At 55.6% G+C, this 24744-nt stretch carries 18 protein-coding genes and 2 tRNA genes; 17 read left to right on the top strand and 3 right to left on the bottom strand.

Annotated elements, in window-relative coordinates; translation table 11 throughout:
- Positions 1-292 precede the first annotated feature (292 nt).
- The 3 genes from FDK21_RS14080 to FDK21_RS14090 all read left to right on the top strand — a co-directional run bounded on the left by FDK21_RS14080 (position 293) and on the right by FDK21_RS14090 (position 4821).
- Complete coding sequence (locus FDK21_RS14080) at positions 293-1885, top strand: acetyl-CoA hydrolase/transferase C-terminal domain-containing protein (RefSeq protein ID WP_138149234.1); 1593 nt, start codon at positions 293-295, stop codon at positions 1883-1885.
- A 713-nt stretch (positions 1886-2598) separates the two neighbouring features.
- The gene (locus FDK21_RS14085; RefSeq protein WP_138149236.1) at positions 2599-3255 is read left to right on the top strand and encodes a transglutaminase-like cysteine peptidase; all 657 of its coding nucleotides are present in this window, start codon (positions 2599-2601) and stop codon (positions 3253-3255) included.
- A gap of 333 nt (positions 3256-3588) precedes the next feature.
- Positions 3589-4821: a TIGR03862 family flavoprotein gene (locus FDK21_RS14090; protein ID WP_138149238.1), complete on the top strand. Its 1233-nt coding sequence runs from the start codon at positions 3589-3591 to the stop codon at positions 4819-4821.
- A 63-nt stretch (positions 4822-4884) separates the two neighbouring features.
- Here the strand turns inward: FDK21_RS14090 and FDK21_RS14095 are convergent, their stop codons facing one another.
- A complete protein-coding gene (locus FDK21_RS14095; protein WP_138149240.1) occupies positions 4885-5739 on the bottom strand; it encodes a D-amino-acid transaminase in 855 nt (284 codons plus the stop codon).
- A 284-nt stretch (positions 5740-6023) separates the two neighbouring features.
- Between FDK21_RS14095 and FDK21_RS14100 the strand changes: the two genes are divergently transcribed.
- The 3 genes from FDK21_RS14100 (at position 6024) to FDK21_RS14110 (ending at position 8615) form a co-directional block, all read left to right on the top strand.
- Positions 6024-6938 (top strand): cation diffusion facilitator family transporter, encoded by a 915-nt coding sequence (locus FDK21_RS14100; RefSeq protein ID WP_171022094.1) that lies wholly within the window; start codon positions 6024-6026, stop codon positions 6936-6938.
- A gap of 137 nt (positions 6939-7075) precedes the next feature.
- On the top strand, positions 7076-8041 hold the full coding sequence (locus FDK21_RS14105) for a nitronate monooxygenase family protein (RefSeq protein WP_138149242.1): 966 nt from the start codon (positions 7076-7078) through the stop codon (positions 8039-8041).
- A gap of 160 nt (positions 8042-8201) precedes the next feature.
- Positions 8202-8615 (top strand): MAPEG family protein, encoded by a 414-nt coding sequence (locus FDK21_RS14110; RefSeq protein ID WP_138149244.1) that lies wholly within the window; start codon positions 8202-8204, stop codon positions 8613-8615.
- Between the two features lie 55 nt (positions 8616-8670).
- Here the strand turns inward: FDK21_RS14110 and FDK21_RS14115 are convergent.
- Positions 8671-8747 (bottom strand) — tRNA-Pro (locus tag FDK21_RS14115).
- Between the two features lie 293 nt (positions 8748-9040).
- Between FDK21_RS14115 and FDK21_RS14120 the strand changes: the two genes are divergently transcribed.
- The 10 genes from FDK21_RS14120 to FDK21_RS14165 all read left to right on the top strand — a co-directional run bounded on the left by FDK21_RS14120 (position 9041) and on the right by FDK21_RS14165 (position 22359).
- Positions 9041-9115, top strand: a tRNA-Gln gene (locus FDK21_RS14120).
- Between the two features lie 208 nt (positions 9116-9323).
- Positions 9324-9914, top strand: coding sequence for an ANTAR domain-containing protein (locus FDK21_RS14125; RefSeq protein ID WP_138149246.1), 591 nt, complete (start codon positions 9324-9326; stop codon positions 9912-9914).
- Between the two features lie 8 nt (positions 9915-9922).
- Positions 9923-11164: a CmpA/NrtA family ABC transporter substrate-binding protein gene (locus tag FDK21_RS14130; RefSeq protein WP_138149248.1), complete on the top strand. Its 1242-nt coding sequence runs from the start codon at positions 9923-9925 to the stop codon at positions 11162-11164.
- 320 nt (positions 11165-11484) lie between these two features.
- Complete coding sequence (locus tag FDK21_RS14135) at positions 11485-12843, top strand: CmpA/NrtA family ABC transporter substrate-binding protein (protein WP_246657590.1); 1359 nt, start codon at positions 11485-11487, stop codon at positions 12841-12843.
- A gap of 104 nt (positions 12844-12947) precedes the next feature.
- Positions 12948-14030 carry an ABC transporter permease gene (locus FDK21_RS14140; protein WP_138149252.1) on the top strand — a complete coding sequence of 361 codons (1083 nt, stop codon included), beginning with the start codon at positions 12948-12950 and terminating at the stop codon, positions 14028-14030.
- 12 nt (positions 14031-14042) lie between these two features.
- Positions 14043-15800 carry an ABC transporter ATP-binding protein gene (locus FDK21_RS14145; protein WP_138149254.1) on the top strand — a complete coding sequence of 586 codons (1758 nt, stop codon included), beginning with the start codon at positions 14043-14045 and terminating at the stop codon, positions 15798-15800.
- A 5-nt stretch (positions 15801-15805) separates the two neighbouring features.
- The gene (nirB, locus tag FDK21_RS14150) at positions 15806-18247 is read left to right on the top strand and encodes a nitrite reductase large subunit NirB (protein WP_138149256.1); all 2442 of its coding nucleotides are present in this window, start codon (positions 15806-15808) and stop codon (positions 18245-18247) included.
- Positions 18244-18579: a nitrite reductase small subunit NirD gene (gene nirD, locus FDK21_RS14155; protein ID WP_138149258.1), complete on the top strand. Its 336-nt coding sequence runs from the start codon at positions 18244-18246 to the stop codon at positions 18577-18579. The genes nirB and nirD overlap by 4 nt, the downstream gene beginning before the upstream one ends.
- The gene (locus FDK21_RS14160; protein WP_246657586.1) at positions 18576-21266 is read left to right on the top strand and encodes a nitrate reductase; all 2691 of its coding nucleotides are present in this window, start codon (positions 18576-18578) and stop codon (positions 21264-21266) included. The genes nirD and FDK21_RS14160 overlap by 4 nt, the downstream gene beginning before the upstream one ends.
- On the top strand, positions 21247-22359 hold the full coding sequence (locus FDK21_RS14165) for an NAD(P)-dependent oxidoreductase (RefSeq protein WP_138149260.1): 1113 nt from the start codon (positions 21247-21249) through the stop codon (positions 22357-22359). The genes FDK21_RS14160 and FDK21_RS14165 overlap by 20 nt, the downstream gene beginning before the upstream one ends.
- 257 nt (positions 22360-22616) lie before the next feature.
- Here the strand turns inward: FDK21_RS14165 and FDK21_RS20675 are convergent, their stop codons facing one another.
- Positions 22617-22754 (bottom strand): hypothetical protein, encoded by a 138-nt coding sequence (locus FDK21_RS20675; RefSeq protein ID WP_171022095.1) that lies wholly within the window; start codon positions 22752-22754, stop codon positions 22617-22619.
- A 610-nt stretch (positions 22755-23364) separates the two neighbouring features.
- On the opposite strand from FDK21_RS20675, the gene FDK21_RS14170 reads away from it, so the two are divergent.
- Entirely contained in the window at positions 23365-24744 is a 1380-nt protein-coding gene (locus tag FDK21_RS14170) for a MarR family transcriptional regulator (protein ID WP_138149261.1), read from the top strand.

The following is a 24744-nucleotide window of genomic DNA, read 5'->3' on the forward strand; positions in this document are numbered from 1 at the left end:
ATCAAACAAGGCCTTGGAGGCCAATCCAGAGGCCTCAGCCTGTGCTGTGGCCGGGATGTGATCGAACGCACCGACCCATCAATCGGGGCAGCTTCTTGCAAGGCTGCCCCTGCCCTATCCAATTCGAACGCAAGAACCACTGCACAAGAGACCAGACTTTCACTTCAATTATTCAAAACTGATTTGGTGACTTTCCTCTGCTCGATCACGCATATCGGGAACCAAGCACGGGAAATGACCCTTGAATTCGTTGCTCGCAACAGAGCAACAGCTTAACAGGAGAAAAAGAAGAATGGGTACGTATGGAACACTGGAAGAACGCGTCCGCTGTCCGTTCCTGATGAACAAAGTTAAAACCGTCGAAGAAGTCCTTCCGATGTTCAAAGACGGTATGAACCTTGGCTGGTCAGGTTTTACCCCTGCCGGTTACCCTAAAGCGGTTCCGATCGCTCTTGCCGATTATGTTGAAGAGAACAATCTTCAGGGCAAAATGCGCTTCAACCTGTTCATCGGTGCTTCTGTTGGTGCAGAAACCGAAGACCGTTGGGCAAGCCTCGACATGATCGACCGTCGCTGGCCTTACCAGACCGGTAAAAACATCGCCAAGGCCATTAACGAAGGCCGCATCCGCATGGGTGACAAGCACTTGTCCCTGTTTGCTCAGGATCTGGCCTATGGTTACTACACCAAAGACACCCAGTCTGGTAAACTCGATCTGGCGATCATCGAAGTGTCTGGCATCACCGAAGATGGTGGCCTTATTCCTTCCGCTTCCGTTGGTGTGATCCCTGAAATCGTTCAGACCTGCGAAAACATCATCATCGAAGTCAACACCGCCATGCCTTCCTTCGAAGGAATGCACGACGTGATGGTTCTGCATGCGCCTCCGCATCGTGAAATCATCGGTGTCACCAAAGCTGACAGCCGCATTGGCTCCACTTATGTGCCTTGCGATCCTTCCAAGATCGTCGCAATCGTCGAATCCGAGCATACCGATAAAGGCCGTTCCTTGGCCGGTGCTGATGAAGATTCCATCGCTATCGCCAACCATTTGCTCGACTTCTTCGGCGCTGAAGTAAAAGCAGGCCGTCTGCCGGGCAACCTGCTGCCACTGCAGTCCGGTGTGGGCTCCATCGCCAACGCTGTTGTGTCTGGTCTGGCCAACGGTCCTTTCTACGATCTGTCGGTTTACACCGAAGTTCTTCAGGACGGTATGCTTGACCTGTTCGACTCCGGTCGTCTGAAACGTGCATCTGCCTGCTCGCTTTCCCTGTCGGAAAATGAAGGCATGCCACGCTTCATCAAAAACCGCGAGCTGTATCAGGACAAAATCGTCCTGCGTCCTCTGTCGATCTCCAACAACCCTGAGGTTGCCCGTCGTCTCGGCGTTATCGCCATGAACACGCCGGTTGAAATCGACATGTATGGCCATGCAAACTCGACCTTGATCAACGGTACCCGTATCGTCAACGGTATCGGTGGGTCGGGCGACTTCCTGCGCTCCGGCTTCCTGAAGATCATGCATACCCCATCCAGCCGTCCAACCAAAACCGATCCAACCGGTATCAGCTGCATCGTTCCGCACGCACAGCATATTGACCATACCGAACACGATCTGGACATCGTCGTAACCGAACAGGGTCTGGCTGACCTTCGTGGTCTGTCTCCTCGTGACCGTGCACATGCCATCATCAACAATTGTGCGCATCCGGACTACAAAGACATCCTGAACGCCTATTTCGACAAGGCTGAAAAAGACTGCCTGGCTCGCGGCGTTGGCCACGAACCACAGCTTTGGGATTGCGTCTTCAAGATGCAGTTGAACAATGCCCAGAACGGCACCATGAAGATCAACAACTGGGACGTTAAACTCGACCTTCTTTAATCGAGAATTTTCCCGGTGATGGGCGTCAAGCGGCTCATCAATTCAGCATATATCAAGGGCGGGTCCTTCGGGGTCCGCCCTTTTTGTCTGTCCTATCGAACCGTGTAGCCAAGATCTCACTTTAAGCAAATTCCACTTTAAGTAGACTGGAAGCGAGAGTCATTTCAGAGGCTTGCTGGGGATTGCGAAGAGACAGATTCATCTGGCTGAGAAAATGATTCCGTTGCCTCACAGAGTGATTCAAGTTGTTCGAATAGTGATTCACCGTCTTGCCCGTGATGCTGTTGTATTGCTGGGCTCTTCCTCATTCGCTAGGCCGGTCTTTTCCGGAGCCATCATGGTGAACAAAGTCTTGCGCGAAAGACGTAAATGCGGCGTCTGGCTTTAGGTCGTTTTAAGGCTGATTGATAGATGTGGTTGAAAGTCCTCATTTCTTTTCCACCTTCTGACGAATGGCAAGTCGGGGTGTCTTTCTCGATCATGCCTAACAAAGTCTTTCGGGAATTGATCAGCAAATCGGATTTTGTCAATCCAGCAGAGATTTGCCAATCCGTGGCAAAAATTCGGTCTCGCAAGGCCCATTCGCCGACCCGTTTTTTTCGCTGTCATGATTAAGCATCTGTGAATTAACGATCTTAAATCTCCAATAGTTTCAAAGCGCATATTTAAAAGCGAAGCCTAGCCTCGGTCCCGAAATCTATGGAGGGCCGATCTTGTTTCGACTTCGTTCCTATCGAAATCAATCCCGCATTTTGCAGGCAGCCACCCTTGTCGCTGGCCTGTTGGTTGGTGCAAGCCATGCTGCAGCAACCGGCGCGACAGATGTGTCCCTGTCGGGTCTTGGGATGCGCGTGGTTGAGCGGACCAGCCCACCAGCCGGTCATGTCCACTATTGCGCCCGGGAACCCGGCGCCTGTGCCCGCTATGGTCAGGGAGCGGTCATTCTGACCCAGACCAGCTGGCAACAGCTGGTCACGATCAACAGCGTGATCAACAACAGCATTGCCCCGAAAGCCGATGGCCGTGTCGACCAATGGTCTGTTTATGTGTCTGCGGGGGACTGCGAAGATTACGCCCTGACGAAACAGCGCGAGCTGTTGAGCCGGGGCTGGCCTTCAGATGCACTGCTGGTCACCACCGCCTATCTGCCTGACGGCACCTATCATGCGGTGTTGGTGGTGCGCACGGATCGCGGCGAATTTGTGCTCGACAATCTCGAACCGCTGATCCTGCCTTGGCAGAAGGTCAAATATCGCTGGAACAAACGTCAGGCGGTCGGCAATCCGCACATCTGGCAGACGATCGTGGGTGCTCCGAAAGCACGTGACGGCCAGTCGGTTGCGCGTCTGAGGCCCGCGCTTGAGCCCTAAATGAACCGGGACCGGCGCACTGGTCCGCAAGAATAGATCTGTGATGCGATGCATCACGACCTCCCACTCCCGGAGGTATAAGACAAGCCGTGCGGGGCACGGTGTCTGGAATATGGACCCTTGGCACACCAAGCGGAGGAGCGAAGCGAGTCCGGGCCATATTCAGGGAGACCAATCCAACTTGAGCCGGACGGTTTTACTCACATGCTGTCCCAACTGCCTCCGAAGCCCCCACTTCGGAGGTTTTTCTTTTCACTTCGCATTTGCAAGCAGCGCTTCAAGGCTTATGAAGAAGCAAGTTCGCAGATTGGAATCAAGAATGGATATGAGGCAATGACGGCGCATCGCAAAAAACAAGTGGCCATTATCGGGGCCGGTGCAGCTGGCCTCATGGCGGCAGACCGGCTGTCGAGCGAACGGCCAGATCTGGCCATCACGCTCTATGATGCCATGCCGAGCCCTGCTCGCAAAATCCTGATGGCAGGCAAGAGCGGTTTGAATATATCCCATCAGAGCGGAATCGATGCCCCCGAGCGCTTCCTGGCTCGCTATGGAAAGGCAGCAGGTTTCATGGGACCCATGCTGGATCGCTTTGGGACGGCCGAACTGATCACATGGATGGAAGGGCTTGGACAAACTCTCTTTGTTGGCTCGTCAGGTCGGCTCTTTCCCAGCACCATGAAAGCTTCACCGTTGCTGCGTTCCCTTCTGACCCGGCTTGACGGACGCGGTGTCGCACTGTGCGCACGGCATCGCTGGAGCGGCTGGGACAACGATGGAGCGCTGCTCTTTGCCACCCCACAGGGACAAAAGGCCGTTCGTGCTGACGCAACATTGTTGTCTTTGGGTGGACCAAGCTGGCCACGGCTCGGGACCGATGGCGACTTTGTGGACGTCCTTCAAGCACGTGGTCTTGCGATGCGCGCCTTTCGCCCGGCCAATTGCGGCTTTGATGCCAACTGGCCTGAGGCCTTTGCCGAGCAGTGGGCGGGTCAACCGGTCAAATCGGTGCGCCTGTCCTTTGGCGACAATGAAGTGACGGGCGACTTCATCATCACACGCCACGGCATCGAGGGAGGGCCTGTCTATGGTCTCAGCGCTTCATTACGCGATGCGATCGAGCAAGATGGCCAAGCCACTCTATTGATCGATTTGCGGCCCAATCAAAGTGATGACCAGCTTGCTGCCAAGATGTCTCGCCCAAGGGGCAAACAGTCATTGTCGAACCATTTGCGCAAAACGATCCATCTGCAAGGGCTACAAGCGGCTTTGGTGAAAGCCTTGGTAGACCGCGAGACCATGCAGGATCCACAGAAGCTGGCCAGAAGCCTGAAGGCTCTTCCCTTGCCTTTGGTTCGAACGCGGCCGATGGCGGAGGCGATCAGCACCGCAGGCGGCGTTGCGTTGGATGCGCTGGATGCGTCTCTCATGGTGCGGTCTCAGCCTGGTCTGTTTGTTGCCGGGGAAATGCTTGACTGGGAAGCGCCAACGGGTGGCTACTTGCTGACCGCCTGTCTGTCTCAGGGGCGATGGGCCGCAGACGGCATCGCCAGCTATCTTGCCTGATAAAAACCCCGCGCCACAGACATATGGCACGGGGTTCAACTATTCCACATTAGCCGCTTGAGACTAACTCAGGCTGTCGCGAGCAAAGGCCACATACAGCGCACGCAGGCGGGTGCTGACCGGTCCCGGCTGGCCATCGCCAACGGGCTCGCCGTCAAACTTGGTCACTGGCATGACGAACATCGAAGCAGAGGTGATGAAGGCCTCAGACGCTTCACCCACTTCCTCGGGCGTGAAGCTGCGCTCTTCAACCGTGATGCCGGTTTCTTCAGCCAAGGCCAGTACAGCCTTGCGGGTGATGCCGTGCAGAATCTTGTTGGACAAGGCCCGGGTTACCAGCACGCCATCCTTGGTGACGATGTGGGCATTGTTGGACGAGCCTTCGGTAACATAGCCATCTTCGATCATCCATGCGTCATCGGCTCCAGCCTTCAGCGCAGCTTGTTTGGCCATCGAAGCGGGCAGCAGGCCAATGGCCTTGATATCGCGGCGCTGCCAGCGAATATCCGGCATCGTAACAACGCTAATCCCGGTCTTGGCGGCAGGATTGTCGATCACAGCTTTGGCCTGAGTGAACATGACCAACGAGGATTTTGCTTCTTTGGGAAAAGCAAAATCACGATCGGCCGCACCACGGGTGACCTGCAGATAAAGTCCGCCTTCCTTGACATCGTTGCGACGCAGCAGCTCATGCTGGGCGGCTTCCAGCTTTTCCATCGTGCACGGCTGATCCATCTCCAGCTCTTTCATCGAGCGTTCCAGACGGGCGAGATGGGCACCATTGTCGACCAGTTTGCCATCGATTATGGTCGAGACTTCATAAACGCCATCTGCAAACAGGAAACCGCGATCAAAGACCGAAATCTTGGCGTCTTCTTCTGGCAGAAATTCGCCATTTACATACACGATACGGGACATCGAAAAGCCTTTCTTCAAACGGGAAACATGGAATCGCGCCGGGACAATGCCGCGCGTGGGTCTGGGAAGCTTGAGGCGGGGGCTCAGCCTGAACAGCTGGCTTTGTTGCGGGCAGTGTAGGTGGTGCGATGCAGACTGACAATCATCGCTCCGGGATTGGAGGGCGCTTCGCCCACTTATACACGGCTTTGGACTGGGTGATCTGTCGGGGTGGGATTCCTGTCTCTGATATGCAAGAAGAAGGCGATCACCCCTTCGCTTCCCCTCTTATAATTTGTCCGATCATGCCCTTTTCCCCTTCAAAACTGACCGCCATGCATCTTGCCATTGGCTCCATCTTCATTTCGCTCGTTGTTCTGGCAATGAAATATGCAGCCTATCTGCTGACCCATTCTGTCGGTCTGTATTCGGATGCGCTCGAGACGGTGGTCAATCTGGCGGCGGCGATTGGGGTCGTGATTGCTGTCTGGCTCAGCGCAAAACCTGCCGATGACAACCATCCGTTTGGCCATCACAAGGCCGAATATCTCTCGGCAGTGGCTGAAGGGGTGTTCATTGTGCTGGCGGCCCTGTCGATTTTCCGTGAAGCCTATGCGGGATTTATGAATCCCCGATTGCTCGATATTCATTGGCTCGGCCTGTCGCTCAATGCCGGGGCCGGTGTGGTCAATGGCATCTGGGCAGCTGTGCTCGTGCGTCAGGGAACGCGCATGCGGTCCCCTGCCCTGATTGCCGATGGCAAGCATCTGTTCACTGACATTGTTTCTTCGGTCGGTGTGCTGGCCGGTGTTGGTATTGCAGCCCTGACGGGTCTGCACTGGCTTGATCCTCTGCTCGCCTTTGCGGTGGGGGTCAGCATTCTGTGGACCGGCTGGGGTTTGCTCAAAGGCTCGATGAGCGGCCTGATGGACGAAGCGATCGATGAAGAAGAGCAAGAACAGATCCGCACCATCATCATGGCCAATGCCGATGGGGCGATCGAGGCGCATGACCTGAAAACCCGCCATTCAGGGCGGGTGATCTTTGTCGAATTCCATCTGGTCGTGCCCAGTGCGATGTCGGTCGATACCGCCCATGCCATTTGCGACCGGATCGAGCATGCGCTGATGGACAATATGCCACATGCCGACGTGATCATTCACATCGAGCCGGAAGACAAGGCGCATGAACCCCATTCCGAGGGCAGCATGGTCTTCTGACCCTCCCGCCTGACTGTGTTTGACCGTCGGTCAGGTGGACAAGTGCTCTCCGCCTTTCGAAGTCATTTACAGAGGCTCGAACATTCGCTAACCTCACCTTAACGTAATGTGCCAAACATTCTCCAAGGGGGACTCCCATGAGCCTGCCAGCTCTTTTCGACACACTCACCCTGCCCGCTGTGGCGTCGCCAATGTTCATCATTTCCAATCCGGAGATGGTTATCGCCCAATGCAAGGCCGGGATTGTGGGATCCTTTCCCGCCCTGAATGCTCGACCGCAAGAAAAGCTGGATCAGTGGCTGACCCAGATTGAGGAAGAATTGGACCGCCACAATCAGGCGCACCCGGATCACCCTGCTGCCCCTTATGCCGTCAACCAGATTGTGCATCGATCCAATGATCGGCTGATGGCGGATATGGAAACCTGTGTCAAACACAAGGTCCCGATCGTCATCACTTCGCTTGGTGCCGTGGAAGAGGTCAATCAGGCAGTGCATTCCTATGGAGGGCTGATCCTGCATGACATCATCAACAATCGTCATGCCAAGAAGGCGGTTGAAAAGGGAGCCGATGGGCTGATTGCAGTGGCAGCTGGTGCCGGTGGGCATGCGGGGACCTTGTCGCCGATGGCGCTGGTCGGTGAGATCCGGCAATGGTTTGACGGCCCCTTGTTGCTCTCGGGGTCGATTTCGACCGGTGCCTCCATTCTGGCAGCCCAGGCCATGGGGGCTGATCTTGCCTATATCGGTTCGGCCTTCATCGCTTCACGCGAGGCCAATGCAGAGGAAGCCTACAAGCAGATGATCGTTGATTGCGGTGCCGATGACATCATCTATACCGACCGCTTTACCGGCGTGCATGGCAATTATCTCAAACCCTCGCTGGTCGCATCAGGCATCAATCCCAAAGAACTGATGAAGGAAGAACGGAACAAAATGGACTTTGCCAAGGCCACCAATGAAGGCGCCAAGGCCTGGAAGAATATCTGGGGCTCGGGGCAAGGCATTGGTACTGTGGATCGTGTCGAACCGGTTCAGGCGATTGTCGACCGACTGAAGGTCGAATATGCGGCTACCAGACAACGGTTGCTTGCTCGGGAATAGAGAGAAAGTTCAGGCAAGTTCAGGCAAATTCAGCCAAATTCAGGGAAGCATGAAGAGTGCTTCCCTTTTGTAATTTTTCAACCCTGCCTTGTTTGCAGAAACAGGCACTCTTATTTCCAACTTAGACACATTCTGTTTTTCCATCACGAAAGATCAATCCATGACTGTAGCACTTTATGCGTCCCTCATTGCTTTTCTATTCCTTGCCTTATCCGTCAACGTCGTTCGCAATCGCCTCAAATTGAGAGTCGCTTTGGGAGATGGCGGCAAAGAAGCCATGCGGCAAGCGGTTCGGGCACACGGCAATCTGGCGGAATATGCACCGATCTTTCTGTTGCTTCTGGGGCTGGCAGAATATCAGGGCCTACCGGCTTGGGGGGTGCATCTGCTAGGCGCGACATTCTTGCTGGGTCGCCTGTCCCATGCCTACGGGGTGGCCTTCCGCGAACGCTATTCCCTGACTGGGGTCGAAAATCTTGCCTACCGAACCAGAGGCATGATCGTGACCTTTGTCTGCACCGTCAGCGCAGCCATATTCGTGCTGGTCCAGTATATTCTCACAATGCTCAGCTAAGCATTGAAAAGATAGGCTTTTCAGCAGCGTATTTCAAATTTTCGGGGAAGTACCATGGTCGGAGCGAGAGGATTCGAACCTCCGACCCCCTGATCCCAAATCAGGTGCGCTACCAGGCTGCGCTACGCTCCGTACCGTTGGTGGGCGGCTTATAGCCTTCCTAATCGGTGATGGCAAGGGTCTCTCAAGGCAATTGTGCGAAACTTTTGAAGATTTCCACGCTCATTGTTCGACAGGCAGCAAAACCTATTCGAAAGTTCAGCGAATGTGTCAGCAACATCGCTTTCTGCCTTGAAACCAGCCCCGTGCCAGACCGTTCTTTTGCTGCGCTTTGTTTGTGAAAAAAGCAGGAAGGGCATTGCACCGCTGATATCGCTTCTGTATAGAAAGCCTACTTCGCGTCGCAGCCAAGCGCTTCGACCTGCTGGGGTGTAGCCAAGTGGTAAGGCAACGGTTTTTGGTATCGTGTACCGTAGGTTCGAATCCTACCACCCCAGCCATTCATTCTCCCTGATCCAATCAGTCTCCCTCTTTTCGTGATTCCAAGCTGTCTCCTCTGGCATAGTCTGCGTTTGGTACGACGTTCGATCGTCGGCATGGCGGGTGCGATTTGCTCGATCAAAACTGCCTATTTTTGCGCCATTGTTTGAGAAAATACGCTGTTTGTTTGCGCTTTTCCGCGCTGCAGCAATATGCAAAAGTGCGGGCATGTCACCATCGGATCTCAAAATTCTAGTCGCAGACGAAAACCGCACGCGCGCTTCCATCATCAAGTTGGGGCTGATCGAGAGCGGCTATCTGAATGTCGAGATCGTTGACAGCTTCTCAGGTCTGGCGCTGCTGGTACAGACCAGCCCGCCTGATGTCATCATTGTAGATCTGGAAAACCCGCAACGCGACACGCTTGAGGCCTTTTTTGCCCTATCACGGGCCATCAAAAGGCCGATTGCGATGTTTGTCGATCAATCGGACCTCTCCGCCATGGAAGAGGCAATTGATGCAGGGGTGTCGGCCTATGTGGTGGACGGGCTGAAGAAGGATCGCATTCGTCCAATCATGGAGATGGCCATTGCCCGCTTCCGGGCCTTCTCGAGAATGGAGGATGAGCTTTTCGCGGCCAAATCCCAGCTCAAGGACCAGTCGGTGGTCACCAAGGCAAAAGAAATCCTGATGGATCGCAAGGGTCTGAGCGAAAGCGAGGCGCACAGACAAATCCGCACCACCGCCATGAACAAACAAAAAAAAATGTCAGAGATTGCCAGCAGCATCGTCCTAGCTGCGGAAGCAATGGATTTGTAGGAGCAATCATGACCAGTAAAGCAACCCATATTCAGGCAGGTTACATTGCGCTCAATGATGCAGCTCCCTTGATCATCGCGCGGGAGTGCGGCTTTGCGGAGGCCGAAGGCATTGATCTGCATCTGCACAAGGAAACCTCGTGGGCAACCTTGCGGGACAAACTGGCGATTGGCCTGTTCGATGTTGCCCATTTGTTGGCTCCCATTTCGGTTGCCGCCAGTTGCAAACTGTTTCCCCTGCCGCTGGATATCGTTGTGCCCATGGCTCTGGGGCTGGGCGGCAATATGGTCACGATGGCACGGTCGATATGGGATGGCCATGCTCCGGCCTCCGGGCCGGTTTCCTTCGATGCCGGGGCGGCAGGGGCGCGGCTCAAAGCAATGATCAAGGATCGCCGTGCACGTGGAAATCCCAAGTTGCGCCTTGGGGCCGTGCATCCCTATTCAGCCCATAATTATGAGTTGCGCTATTGGCTCGCAGGCTGTGGCATAGATCCGGATCAGGATACCGACATCGTCTTTCTGCCCCCTTCCACCATGCCTGATGCGTTGCGGTCCGGTGCGTTGGATGCCTTTTGTGTCGGAGAGCCATGGAACAGCGCAGCCATTCTGGATGGCGATGGCGTCCTGCTGACCACCAAGGGTCATATCTGGCAAAACAGTCCAGACAAGGTGCTTGGCGTGCGGCGGTCCTTCGCCCTTGATCAGCAGGAAGCACACTATGCGCTCTTGCGTGCCTTGTATAAAGCCGCAGAATGGATTGAATCCCCGGCCAACAAAGAGGAGCTTTGCCGCATTCTCAGCGCACCCGGCTATATCGGGCTGAGTGAAACACGCCTTAAGCCGGGCTTTAATGGAGCCATCAAGACGGGACTTACTGATCCCGAGCGCCTGAACATGCCGGACTTCTATTTGCCACTGTCTCGTGCTGCGCTCTTTCCGAAAGAAAGCCATGCCTTGTGGTTCTATTCCCAAATGGTGCGCTGGGGGCATGTGGAACTGAGTGACGACCATATTGCCCGTGTGCGGGCATCCTGTCATCCCGAGATGCTCAGAGCGGCGTTGGCTCCTCTGGACATCGCCCTTCCCGACACTCAGCAAGACATCCTGAGTGCCCAGGATATCCAGTCCCCAATCGCATCCGATCAGGGATTGGGGTCGCTGGGACCTGATGTCTTTTTTGATCGGATTCCGTTCGATCCTGATGCATTGGCCGCCTATGTCGCCGGGCAAAGAGTGAGCAAAAATTAAGCATTTGCACGTATTGATGACATTTTAGGCATCAAATGAAATAGCATCCCAAAGCTTCTCAAAATCATTTTCGTGACGATTATTCCCTATATTTCAACGTCTTAATTATTAACCTCTGAAACTGGCACGCTGATTGCAGTCAAGGTTTCACATGCCGCGGCGATGCGGCTGGCCCAATGATGGGTCATGAAAAGGCAAAGCAGCCATATTGGTCTGGACATTCTCCTCCTCCCGGAATGTCCCCACCGATATGGCTTTTTTTATGGACCAAACAGGAGGCATTTATGCCAGCAGCACGCAAGATCAAAACATCTCTTCTCATGACCGCAACCGCCCTCGCGGTGACCTTTGCGTCATCGTCCTACGCGGAAATGCTTGATGTCGAGAAGGATGAGTTGAAGTTCGGCTTCATCAAGCTGACTGATATGGCACCGTTGGCGATTGCCTATGAAAAGGGATATTTCGAGGATGAGGGCCTGTTTGTCACCCTCGAAGCACAAGCGAACTGGAAAGTTCTTCTTGATCGCACCATTACCGGTGAGCTGGATGGCTCCCATATGCTGGCCGGTCAGCCGCTGGCCGCCACCATCGGCTTTGGCACCAAGGCCCATATCGTCACTCCCTTTTCGATGGATTTGAACGGCAATGGCATCACCGTGTCCAATGAAGTCTGGGAAATGATGAAGAAAAACATTCCCGTCGGCGACGATGGCAAGGTGGTGCACCCAATCAAGGCCGATGCCCTGAAGCCTGTTGTCGAGCAATTCAAGGCCGAAGGAAAGCCGTTCAATATGGGGATGGTCTTCCCGGTTTCGACCCACAATTACGAGCTGCGCTACTGGCTGGCGTCGGGCGGCATTCATCCCGGTTTCTATTCCCCGACCGACGTTTCGGGCCAGATCAAGGCTGACGCCCTGCTGTCTGTGACCCCTCCACCGCAAATGCCTGCCACACTGGAAGCAGGCACCATCTATGGCTATTGCGTCGGTGAACCATGGAACCAGCAGGCGGTGTTCAAGGGTATCGGCGTACCGGTGATTACCGACTTTGAAATCTGGAAGAACAATCCCGAGAAGGTCTTTGGCATGACCAAAGAGTTCACCGAGGAAAACCCGAATACCACCCTCGCCATCACCAAGGCGCTGATCCGAGCGGCCAAGTGGCTCGACGAAAACGACAATGCCAACCGCATGGAAGCCGTGGAGATCCTGTCGCGTTCCGAATATGTCGGCGCGGATGCGGAAGTCATCGCCAACTCGATGACCGGTACGTTCGAGTATGAAAAAGGCGACAAACGCGACGTGCCGGACTTCAACGTTTTTTACCGCTACTTCGCCACCTATCCCTACTATTCGGATGCGGTCTGGTATCTCTCGCAAATGCGCCGCTGGGGCCAGATCCCGGAAGCCAAGTCTGACAGCTGGTATGACGAGGTTGCCAAGTCTGTCTATCGTCCGGACATCTATCTGAAAGCCGCAAAGATGCTGGTCGAAGAAGGCCATGTTGCCGAAGCGGATTTCCCATGGGAGAGCGATGGCTATCGCGCACCGACACCAGCCGCCGACATCATCGATGGCGTGGCTTATGACGGCAAGAAGCCCAATGCCTATCTCGACGCTCTGACCATCGGCCTGAAGACCGGTGAAATGGTTGAAGGCAGCGACATCATCAAAAAGTGAGGCCACGCAAGGGATCGTCCGCCAATGATGGGCGGGCGGTCCAGCGACACTGTCAGGCAACCAGCCAGACGACCAATCTGACTTTCAGATAAGGGACCGAACCAATGACCGACATAACTTCCAACTCCGTGGCCCCGTCCGGCCCCAGTCCGCGTCAACAGCGCCTATTTGCGGCAATCAACAAGGCCAGCAGCTGGCTTGATGCGCTTGGCCTGTCCTGGTTGACGCCCTTGCTGAAACTGGCCGCAGGTGACAATGTCAAAGAGCAATTGTCTGAACTGAAACGGGTTCTGATCATCCCCTTGATGGGTATCATGCTTTTTCTTCTGCTGTGGGCAGGCCTTGCACCGCAGGTCAAGACCTCTCTCGGCGCCATTCCCGGCCCGGTTCAGGTGTGGGAACAAGCAGGCAATCTGTGGGACGATCATATCCGCGAACGAGAGAAAGCCGCTGCATTTTATGAACGGCAGGACAAGCGCAACGCCAAGCTCGAAGCTGCCGGCAAGACCGACAAGGTCAAGTGGCGCTCTTACACTGGCAAACCAACCTATCTAGACCAGATTGTTACCTCATTGGTGACCGTTGGTGTTGGCTTTCTGATTGGCACCCTGATCGCCGTGCCGCTCGGCATCGCCTCTGGCCTGTCCAAGACGGTCAATGGCGCGATCAATCCGCTGATCCAGATCTTCAAGCCGGTCTCGCCGCTCGCATGGCTGCCACTGGTGACAATGATTGTCTCTGCCCTTTATGTCGACACCTTCGATTGGCTGCCGAAATCCCTGCTGATATCCGCGATCACGGTGACGCTCTGCTCGCTTTGGCCAACCCTGATCAACACTGCGCTCGGTGTGGCATCGGTTGACAAGGACCTGATGAATGTGGGTCGCGTGCTGCAACTGCCAACCAGCAAGACCATCACCAAGCTGGTGCTACCGTCTGCCCTGCCGCTGATTTTTACCGGTCTGCGTCTCTCGCTGGGTGTGGGCTGGATGGTGCTGATCGCCGCTGAAATGCTGGCGCAGAATCCGGGTCTGGGCAAATTTGTCTGGGATGAGTTCCAGAATGGCTCTTCCCAATCGCTGGCCAAGATCATGGTCGCCGTTCTGACCATTGGCCTCGTTGGCTTCATGCTCGACCGGGTGATGTATGCCCTGCAGCGCGCCTTCACCTTCAGCGCCAACCGATAGGGAGCCGATCTCATGTCCTTTTTGGAAATTTCCGCCCTATCGAAGCATTTTGGCGAAGGGGCCAGCCGCAACGATGTCCTCAGCGACATCAACCTGAAGGTAGAAGAAGGGGAATTCATTGCGATTGTCGGCTTCTCCGGCTCTGGCAAGACCACTCTGATTTCCCTGCTGGCCGGATTGATCGCTCCGGATCAGGGGGGCGTGATTTTCAAGAGCAAGGAAATTGCAGGCCCAAGCCCGGAGCGCGGACTGGTGTTCCAGTCCTACTCGCTGATGCCGTGGCTGTCGGTCTATGGCAATATCGAGCTGGCCGTCTCCAGCGTCCACAAGCGCAAATCCAAGGCGGAGCGGGCCGCGATCATCGACAAATATATCGAGATGGTCGGTCTTTCCCATGCCCGCGACCGCAAGCCGGCGGAATTGTCCGGCGGCATGCGGCAACGTGTGGCCGTGGCACGCGTGCTCGCCATGCAGCCAGAAGTGTTGCTGATGGACGAGCCGCTGTCAGCCCTTGACGCCTTGACCCGCGCCAAATTGCAGGATGAATTTGCGGCCATCTCGCAGCAGGAAAAGAAAACCATCATTCTCATTACCAATGATGTGGATGAGGCGATTTTGCTGGCGGATCGGATCATTCCCCTGACCCCGGGGCCGAATGCGACCCTTGGGCCGGACTTCAAGGTTGATCTGCCCCGCCCGCGTGATCGTGGTGAGATGAACCATGACGATGACTTCATCGCCCTGCGTGCCGCCATCACCGATTATTTGATGAATGTGGGCAGCGAACGCCATCACAGTGATGCGGACAATCTGATCGAACTGCCCAATATCTTGCCCTCGAGCCGGTCAAAGCCGTTGCCGCAGGCCTATCAGGAGGCGGCCCAGTCGCCACGCAGCGAGAAATATCTGCAATTCTCGCAGCTGACCAAGGTTTATCCGACCCCCAAAGGGCCACTCACCGTGGTCGACGGCTTTGAGCTCAATCTCAATAAGGGCGAGTTCATCACCCTGATCGGCCATTCCGGCTGCGGCAAATCCACGGTTCTGTCGATGGCCGCGGGCCTCAATCCGATCACGGGCGGTGGCATCATTCTGGATGGCAAGCAGGTGACCGGAGCCGGACCAGAGCGTGCGGTGGTGTTTCAGGCCCCTTCCCTGATGCCCTGGATGACCGCTCGGGAGAATGTCGCCCTCGGCGTTGATCAGGTCTATCCCAAGGCCAGCAAGGCGGAACGGGCAGATATCGTTGATTATTACCTGTCCAAAGTCGGCCTTGGCGACAGTCTCGATCGCTATGCCTCTGACCTCTCCAACGGCATGAAACAGCGTGTCGGGATTGCCCGGGCCTTTGCCCTTTCGCCCAAGCTCCTTCTGCTCGACGAGCCGTTCGGCATGCTCGACAGCCTCACCCGCTGGGAGTTGCAGGATGTGTTGATGGAGGTCTGGGACCGGACCAACGTGACAACCATCTGCGTCACACATGATGTCGATGAGGCCATTTTGCTCGCTGACCGGGTGGTGATGATGTCAAACGGCCCCAATGCCCGGATTGGCAACATCATGGAAGTCGATCTGCCACGCCCTCGCTCACGCAAAGAGCTGCTGGCCCACCCGGACTATTACGCCTATCGCGAAGAACTGCTCGACTTCCTTGAAGCCTATGAGGGTGGCGCAGACCCATCAGCAGATCAACTTCAATCAATCCAGCAAAAAAGGGCGTCGCGATTGGCACGCCAGCGCGGCTCGCAACCGACTTTTGCAGCGGAGTAAGACCTATGAAAAAGAAACTAGTCGTAATTGGCAACGGCATGGCACCGGGACGGATGCTGGAGCATCTGTTCGACAAGGCTCCTGATGCCTTTGACGTGACCATCTTCAATGCCGAACCACGGGTCAATTATAACCGCCTGATGCTGTCCCCGGTCCTGTCCGGCGAGAAGACCTATGAAGACATCATCACCCATGATGATGCTTGGTATGAGACCCATGGCGTGACCCTCTACAAAGGTGCAAAGGTGACCGTGATTGACCGCGACGCCAAGATTGTGACGTCGGAAAACGGCATCAGCGCCTCCTATGACCATTTGGTGGTCGCTACGGGTTCCTCTCCCTTCATCATCCCCCTGCCTGGCCATGATCTGGATGGCGTGCTGACCTATCGCGATCTCGATGATGTGGAACGCATGCTTGAGGTTGCCAAGCAGGGCGGCAGAGCCGTGGTGATTGGCGGCGGTCTGTTGGGGCTGGAAGCTGCAGCTGGCCTCAAAGAACAAGGCATGGATGTCACCGTGCTGCATTTGATGCCAACCCTGATGGAGCGCCAGCTTGACCCGACTGCAGGTTACTTGCTGGAAAAAGCCTTCACGGATCGTGGCATTGACGTGATGACCGAGGCCAACAGCAAGGAGATCCTCGGATCCAACGGCAAGGTGACAGGCATTCGCCTTGAGGACGGCAGTGAAATTGACGCCAAGATCATCGTCATGGCAGTGGGCATTCGCCCTTCCACGGCTCTGGCCAAAGAGGCCGGTCTGGAGGTCAATCGTGGTATTGTAGTCTCGGACGACATGCGCACCTCCGACCCGGATATTTTCTCCCTTGGGGAATGTGTCGAGCATCGTCAGCAGTGTTATGGCCTTGTGGCCCCGCTTTATGACATGGCCGGGGTCATTGCCGACAATCTGATCGGCGGTGCGTCGGAATATCATGGCTCGGTGACGGCCACCAAGCTGAAGGTAACAGGGATCGACCTCTATTCCGCTGGTGACTTTGCGGAAGGAGAAGACCGCGAAGAGATCGTCCTCAGGGATGGCTCGAAAGGGGTTTACAAGCGGCTGGTACTGGAAGGGGACAAGATCATTGGCGCGGTGCTGTATGGCGAAACCGCCGATGGACCTTGGTTCTTCGACATGTTGAAAAAGGCGACCAATGTTTCCGAGATGCGCGAGACGCTGATCTTTGGTCAGGCCTATCAGGGAGGGTCGCCGCTGGACCCTATGGCAGCCGTTGCAGCATTGCCCGATGACGCAGAAATCTGCGGCTGCAACGGCGTTTGTAAGGGCAAGATCGTTGGCGCGATCAATGACAAGGGCCTGACCAGCCTTGATGATGTCCGCGCCCACACCAAGGCCTCGGCCTCGTGCGGCACCTGCACTGGTCTTGTCGAGCAATTGATGGCTGCCACCCTGGGCGATGCCTACAATCCCAATGCGGTAGCAGCCATGTGCCCTTGTACCGATCTGGGGCATGGCGATGTGCGCCGCCTGATCAAGGCAAAGGAACTGAAAACCATCCCTGAAGTGATGCAAGCTCTGGAATGGAAGACCTCGTGCGGCTGTGCAAAATGTCGTCCGGCGCTCAATTACTATCTGGTGGCCGATTGGCCCGAAGACTATGCGGATGACTATCAGTCCCGCTTCATCAATGAACGGGTGCATGCCAACATCCAGAAGGATGGCACCTATAGTGTCGTGCCACGGATGTGGGGCGGTATGACCTCCTCGACCGAATTGCGGGCGATTGCCGACGTGGTCGACAAATTCGATATTCCTTCGGTCAAGGTGACCGGTGGTCAGCGCATCGATTTGCTGGGCATCAAGAAGGAAGACCTGACCGCCGTCTGGGCGGATCTGGGCAAGGTCGGCTTTGTCTCCGGCCACGCCTATGCCAAGGGGCTTCGCACCGTGAAGACCTGCGTCGGCTCGGACTGGTGCCGGTTTGGCACGCAGGATTCCACCGGGCTTGGCATCAAGCTTGAAAAATTCATGTGGGGCTCATGGACCCCCGCCAAAGTGAAGCTGGCAGTCTCTGGCTGCCCGCGCAACTGCGCCGAGGCAACCTGCAAGGATATCGGCATCATTTGCGTCGATTCCGGCTATGAGATTCATTTTGCCGGGGCGGCTGGCCTTGAAATCAAGGGCACAGAAATCCTCTGCAATGTCTCTAGCGAAGCGGAAGCAATGGAATATTGCGTCGCCCTCCTGCAAATGTATCGCGAGCAAGGCTTCTATCTGGAGCGCATTTATAAATGGGCCAAGCGGATTGGTCTTGACGAGGTGCGGGCCCAGATCGTCGACGATGCCGAGCGCCGCAAAGACTATTATGACCGTTTCGTTTTCAGTCAGAAATTTGCTCAGGTCGACCCATGGTCCGAACGGGTTTCGGGCAAGGACAAGCATGAATTCAATCCACTGGTGCTGATGGAGGCCGCAGAATGAACGCGCTTGGCAACAATTGGGTGCGCGTTGGCACCCTTGACGACATTCCAGCTCGCGGATCCCGCAAGCTGACGGTGGGGGAGACAACCATCGCCCTCTTCCGCACCAGCGCCGATCAGGTCTTTGCACTGGAAGATGCCTGCCCGCACAAGAAAGGGCCGCTCAGCGAAGGCATCGTTCATGACGGCTGTGTCACCTGCCCATTGCACAATTGGGTCATTTCCCTTGAAAGCGGTCAGGCGCAGGGTGCCGATGAAGGCGCCACCAAAAGCTTCCCGGTGAAACTGTCCGATCAGGACATTCTGATCGATCTGACGGGATTGGGTGCATGACAAAAATGGTGGCGACAGCAGAGGAGACAACCACCCGGTCCACCTGCCCCTATTGCGGGGTGGGCTGTGGTGTCCTGATCCAGAAAGGCAAGGATGGCAGCGTCAAGGTCAAGGGCGACCCTGATCATCCGGCCAATTATGGGCGGCTCTGTTCCAAGGGAACTGCGCTGGCGGACACGATCGGATTGGAAGAGCGCCTTCTGTCGCCAGAAATGAATGGCAAACAGGTCACATGGGACAAGGCCCTTGACCATATTGCGAACCGTTTCAACCAGATCATCACGGACTATGGCCCGGATGCCATCGCCTTTTACGTTTCGGGCCAGATCCTGACTGAAGATTATTATGCCGCCAACAAATTGATGAAGGGGGTGATTGGGTCGGCCAATATCGACACCAATTCCCGCCTTTGCATGGCGTCATCAGTCGCCGGTCACAAACGGGCCTTTGGGGCCGATACGGTGCCGGGTTGTTACGAGGATCTGGAACAGGCAGATCTGATCGTGCTCACGGGCACCAATCTGGCCTGGTGCCACCCGGTGCTTTATCAGCGGATCTTTGCTGCCAAACAAAAGAATCCGGACTTGACGGTGGTGCTGATCGACCCGCGTCGCACCCGCACTGCCGATCTAGCCGACCTGCATCTGGCCATCCGGCCAGACGGGGACGTTGCGCTGTTCCTCGGCCTTCTTCAAAGGCTGGCTGCGTCCCCGGCCTATCATGCCATCTATGTTGCCGATCATGTCAATGGAATGGAAACAGCACTTGCGGTAGCCAATGCGCTGACCCCTGAGGCAATCAGACAAGCCACTGGCCTCAGCGAGCGCGACCTTGAAGCCTTTTACAGCCTGTTCGTGAAAACCGAAAAGGTGGTGACGGTTTACAGTCAGGGGGTCAACCAATCAAGCTGTGGCACGGACAAGGTCAATGCCATCATCAATTGCCATTTGGCAACAGGGCGAATTGGCCGTCCCGGCATGGGGCCTTTTTCGGTCACCGGCCAGCCCAACGCCATGGGGGGCCGTGAAGTGGGCGGCCTTGCCAATATGCTGGCCTGCCATATGGATATCGAAAATGAAAGCCATCGGGCCTTGGTGGGTGACTTCTGGCAAACGGATCGCCTGCCGCACAAGCCGGGCCTGAAGGCGATTGACCTATTTCAAGCGGTCGGCGACGGTAAAATCAAGGCCCTCTGGATCATGGCGACCAACCCGGTCGACAGCATGCCGGACGCCGATGCGGTGCGTGCTGCGATCAAGGCCTGCCCGCTGGTGATTGTCTCAGATGTGCAGGACCGTACCGATACACTCGATCTGGCCGACATCAAGCTGCCGTCTTTGGCATGGGGCGAGAAGGCGGGCAGTGTGACCAATTCCGAACGGTGCATTTCCCGCCAGCGAAGCTTCCTGCCCGCCCCCGGTGCGGCAAAGGCCGATTGGTGGCAAATGGCCGAAGTGGGCCGCAGGATGGGTCACGGGGCCTTGTTCCCATGGCAGAATGCAGCGGATATTTTCAGCGAATATGCGGCACTTAGCCAGCAGGACAATGATGGCAGCCGCGATTTTGACATTGGCGCATGGGCAAGCCGCGATGCCGCCGACTATGACGCCATGCAACCCTTTTACTGGCCTCAAACCGAAGAGAAATCCTCATCTTCCAAGGCCACTCGTTTCTTTTCCAATGGTAACTTCTTCACCCCGGACCGACGGGCGCGAGCAATTGACGTTGCATTGCCAGAACAGCTCGAAGCCGTTGGCAAGGCCGGGATCGAGCCGCTCATTCTCAATACTGGCCGGGTTCGGGATCACTGGCACACCATGACCCGCACCGCCCGTAGCGCCCGGTTGTCGGCGCATCTGGCCGAACCGTTTTGCGAGCTCTCCCCTGAGGACGCCAAGGCGCGCGGCATTACTGATGCGTCTCTCGTTTCGGTCAGCAACGACCGAGGCGAGATTGTTGTCCGTGCTCTGATCACCGACCGTGTCAGGCCGGGGGAGGTTTTCGTTCCGATCCACTGGACCGATCAGGTGAGCGCCAAGGCCCGCGTTGATGTCTTGATACCGCCGGTCACAGACCCTTTTTCAGGTCAGCCAGCATCCAAGTCGGCACGGGTCACCCTCACCCCGGCCCCCATCCAGAGCTATGGCTTTGCGATCCTGAGAGACAAGCCAGTCGCCTTGGCATTGCCTTATTGGGCAATCGCCAAGTGCAAAGATGGTTGGCGGGTGGAGTTTGCCCTGTCTGAGCGACCTGCTGCTATTGCGCCGCATCAGATGGCCGGCCTGTTTGACCTTCCGTCAGACGCCTCCCCTCTCGTCTTTCTGGACCAGCGCAAGGAGCGGATGCGATTGGCCCAGTTTGAAGGAGATCAGTTGGTCGCTGCCATCTTTCTCGCGGCAGAGCCTGTATCGGTGTCGCGTGATTTTGCCGCCGGGTTGCTCGACGGGCATCGGCGCACTTTCTCTGAACGGGCACAAGTGCTTGCCAGCGTGCCCAGCGCCGCCCTGCCCGACAAAGGCAAGATCGTCTGTGCCTGCATGCAGGTGGGGCAGAATGAAATCGCGGCCGCAATCGCTGCAGGTTGCCAATCCACCGATGCGGTCGGCGCCATGACACGGGCAGGAACCAATTGTGGCTCCTGCAAACCGGAAATCGCGGAGATGCTCCATGACATTGCTGCTGAATGAAGCCGGACGACGCAAAAGACGCACACGCCGTGAGCGGGTTGGCTGCCTTGCGACCTTGCCCGTTTTCTTCAACCTCAAGGGTGCGAAAGTGGTTGTAGCAGGTGACGGAGATGGGGCTGCGTGGAAGGCCGAACTGCTGGCAGCCAGCGGTGCCGAGGTTCATGTCCATGCCCCTGCACCGGAAGAAGACATGCTCGACCTTCTGACCAACGGCAAGTGTCATTCAGGCCAGTTGATCTGGCATCGAAAGCAATGGGATGAGACAAGCTTTGACGGGGCTGTGATGGCGATTGGCGATCTTGAAACCACTCATGAGTGCGTGCGCTTCAGACTTCAGGCCAACGCGGCGGGAGCGGTGGTCAATATCATCGACAAACCGGCCTATTGCCAGTTTCAGTTTGGCTCCATTGTCAATCGCTCACCTGTGGTGATCGGGATATCAACTGATGGAGCTGCGCCCATTCTGGGACAAGCCATTCGCCGACGGATTGAAAGCTTGTTATCGGCCACAATGGCCGATTGGGCTGATCTGGCGCGACGGGTTCGCCCTGCCGTTCTCAGGCACCTGACGGCTGGTGCGCCACGCCGTCGCTTTTGGGAGGGGTTCGTTGATTTGGCCTTTTCGGGTCGCAAGGTTCCGGATGTTTCTCACTTCGACGGTTTCATCGCGGAAGTGGCCCGACTCAAAGGAAAGCCGGGAACAGTCACATTCATTGATGCCAGTCATGGAGAAAGCGATCTGCTGCCAATGCGGGCAATCCGTGCGCTGCAAGGCGCTGATGTGATCTTGCATGGCCCTGCAACCAACCTCGACATTCTGGAGTTGGCACGACGCGAAGCCAAGCGACAGACGATCGATGAAGCACAGAGCTTCGCGGACGGCGAGTTTGTCAGCACCGTGGACCGAATGGTGGCATTGAGCCAATCCGGCAAACATGTGGTCCGCCTTTTGGCGACCGATCCGCGCGATAGCCAGCAGATGCAATGCGAGTTGCAGTCCCTCACTGACCGACATATCCCGACCGCAGCCATTCCACCCTTGGCAAGGGAGGAGCAGTTTCGGCACGGCTTCGACGCGGTTGCGGCTGAATGAAGCGCTGTGCTGATAGCGATATGTCTGAATGAATGGTGCAGCGTTCTTATCGACAGGTTGTGGCGAATTGATGTCGCTTTTTGCCAGTCCGGTCAGATCGAAATGAGTGACTTTGTCCTCATCCTTCCTGTTTCGGCGTGGGGTGCCGGGCAAGACATATGATCGAGCTGCAGCGATCAATTTGCAGTGCCTTCGTTCGGGATCAGATCAGCGCCAACACGCGCTGCAAGCCCAAACGGGCTTTGAGGCCATTGGCCTCAAAGATCGATGCCGCGCAGAAGTTTCATGGCTTCCTGTTCGCGCTCATTCAGTTCATAGCGTTTTTTGGTGATGCTCAGACCAGGCAGTTTGCCGAAGGCACCGAAGAGAGATTTTGCGTTCAGTTCGTCGAACATTTTGATAACTCCGTTAGAGTGTGGCTTACAACCAACGTATATAAGGGAAATTGCTTTTCCTTGAAGCGCTGGTTTGTCAGGCCACCTCATACATTTTTGCATAGCTCAATAAATACCTATACCAATAGCTTAGTTCATACATATTTTATTATCTAATTCAACAACTTAACTTACAAACAAACAGACGATATTTTCGAACATTTCGACAGCTCACCATATAGTGAACTTGTGCCAAACAGACCAATTCATACGCGGTCTATGCATAGCTCGGCGCAAATAGCTTCGTCTTTGCTGTTTCAAAACCCTAGGAAGCAGACCGCAGTCAGCCCGGATCCAGGCTTTTTTAAGATTGTTTGAAGATCGAATTTATTCGCGTTTGAATTTGGGATCAGAGTATATTTTCCTCTCCGACAACTCATCCATTCGTCGGGAGTGACATCTTGTCTTCGCCATATTTTAACAAGTAATGTCAGTAGGTTAAACTAATATATCAGCAGACAATCGACAGCCAAGCCTGATGGCTTCCCTTGACGCATAAATACCTGCGAAGATATAGTTAGAAATCATACTAGTTTAAAAGATGACGTGGTTTTGAAGGCGGGGCGGTGTGATGACTGAAGAACTGGGGCGGCTGGACAACAGCCTGATGGCTTTCATGCGCTATGTTCCGAGCCATGTCGCGCCCATCCTTTATCGAGCGACCTACAACGATCGGCAGTTGCCTGAAAGCGAAGTGATGGCACTGATGACACTGACCCACCGCGGCCCCCTGTCACCGACCAGCATCAGTCGGCTGCTGAATATGCAGAAAGGGAGCCTGACGTCGGTGTTGAAGCGACTTGAAAAGCTCGGTCTGATTGCACGTCGGGCCCACCCTGCGGATGATCGCAGCCATGTTGTTGAATTGTCGTCGGAAGGCGTCGCTCTGGCGCACCGACTGAAGCAAAGGATGGAACGCGACCTCAAAGCGCTGTTCGAGACCATGGCGCTTGCGGATAGACAGGCTGCTGCCACTGGACTTGATCTGATGGCCCAGCATTTTCGGAAACTGGAGGAGGAGAAGATGGCCCAAGCTCGAACTGCTTATGCAAAGTCTCTGAACTGGTATCACGCTGCCAGCCCGGAAGATCGCAAGGAATATGATGCCTTTGGCCCATGGCTGACGGAGGTCAAATCCGAGGCCGACATGCCGCGGCGCTTCCGCTCTCTCTACTCGGAGTATCGCGACGCAACCTATTTGATCAAGGTGCCAAGAAATGCCGACCGGCGCAATTTGCGGCCCGGGATGGATCTTTATGAGGCGGTTATTGCAGTGGACGAGGCGGGTGTTTCTCTTGCCCGTCTGGAAGAAACAAGCATATGGACCCTTAAGGCCACATGGGACGATATTGCTGCCATCTGCAGCTTTGGCGACCGATTGCAGGGTATATGGACGCTGTATCTTAAGGATGGCAATCGACCCAGCATTTCCTTCAATCGCGTATCGAGCGATTTGATCGAAGTGGTCACAGACTTTGTCCGCAGCCATTTGACGGACAAGGCCAAAGCTTCCAATGCGGATACGGATGAGTTTGAGTTTTCCGACGAGGATCTGTTTTTCGGCTCAACCCTGCTCGAACTGCGTCGCCGGGAAGGGGGACCATTCACGCCCCTGCATTTCGAGCCGCAAGGACAGCCTTGCCTTGATGCGCAAGGCAATGAAGCAATCTCGACAGGTGTGCTAATGCTTGACGGTGGTGGGGAGTTGGTGATCATCAATCGCGGTGATCCGTGCCACCCGAGCGGGGAAGCCTGGTTTGCTGGCAATGATCTCTTCATTCCCTACAACCGGATCACATCCTGCACGGTCGTCGGGACTCCAGCACCCGGTTCAGGACAGTTCTACACTCTTGTGATTCAACTCGACCAACAAACAATCGAGCAGCCATGCCTTGAGGATCCAAAAACGGTTGTGGCTACCATTTGGTCACGCAGTCTGCCCAAGTCATAA

The organism is Cohaesibacter sp. CAU 1516, from assembly GCF_005771485.1.
Lineage (GTDB): Bacteria > Pseudomonadota > Alphaproteobacteria > Rhizobiales > Cohaesibacteraceae > Cohaesibacter > Cohaesibacter intestini.